This is a genomic window from Neisseria sp. P0021.S007, from assembly GCF_051956855.1.
The window spans coordinates 1-645 of sequence record NZ_JBQCXA010000644.1 but is presented as its reverse complement, the minus strand read 5'-3'; the positions used below and the strand labels follow the sequence as shown (position 1 = coordinate 645).

1 protein-coding gene is annotated in these 645 nt (G+C 51.6%); it reads right to left on the bottom strand.

Annotated elements, in window-relative coordinates:
* Positions 1 to 582, bottom strand: a 582-nt coding sequence (locus ACTHUR_RS15135) for a Smr/MutS family protein (protein WP_440399442.1), incomplete at its 3' end; no start/stop codon positions are given.
* Positions 583 to 645: the final 63 nt, after the last annotated feature.

The following is a 645-nucleotide window of genomic DNA, read 5'->3' as shown; positions in this document are numbered from 1 at the left end:
GCGTACAGCGCCGTCATTGCCTTCCCTCGGCTCGATATAAGCCAATACATCAGGGTGCTGCATCAGCCAGCGGCGCGTCATGTTTTTTAAAACGGGTTTGTAGCCTGACGAGCCCAAACCGCTGCCGTGAATGATTTCGGCGCATACGCCACGCTTTTGGGTAAATTCGATAAATTCGTTTAAAACCTGTTGCGCCTCTTCCTGCGTGTAGCCGTGCAAATCGACATCGGCGACTACGGGATAATGCCCGTTGCGCAGACGTTGCAAGTCATTCTTACCTTGTCCGTTTTTACTGAACGAAGCAGGCGGTTCATCCCAAGAAGCGCCGCTACCGACATAAAAATAATCTTCGGCTGCCAAACTTTCCTGCTCTTTCGGACGGGGTTTGATGGGCGTTTTATCGCGCGGGGCTTCATAGCGCGGCGCGGTTTTCAGTGGCGTCACTGCACCTACGGCTTTGGCGAAATCGATATTCTCTTCCTCGCGCTTCTTCGCCAAGGCTTGCTCCTGCGCCCGCGCTTCGGCTTCTTTTTTGGCTTGTTTGCCTAATGCTTTCAAGGCGGATTGGAAATCTGTTTTCATCATGGGGATATTTTGAGGTTTAACATGAAAAACACATTTTCAGACGACCTCGGTGTCCCGTAC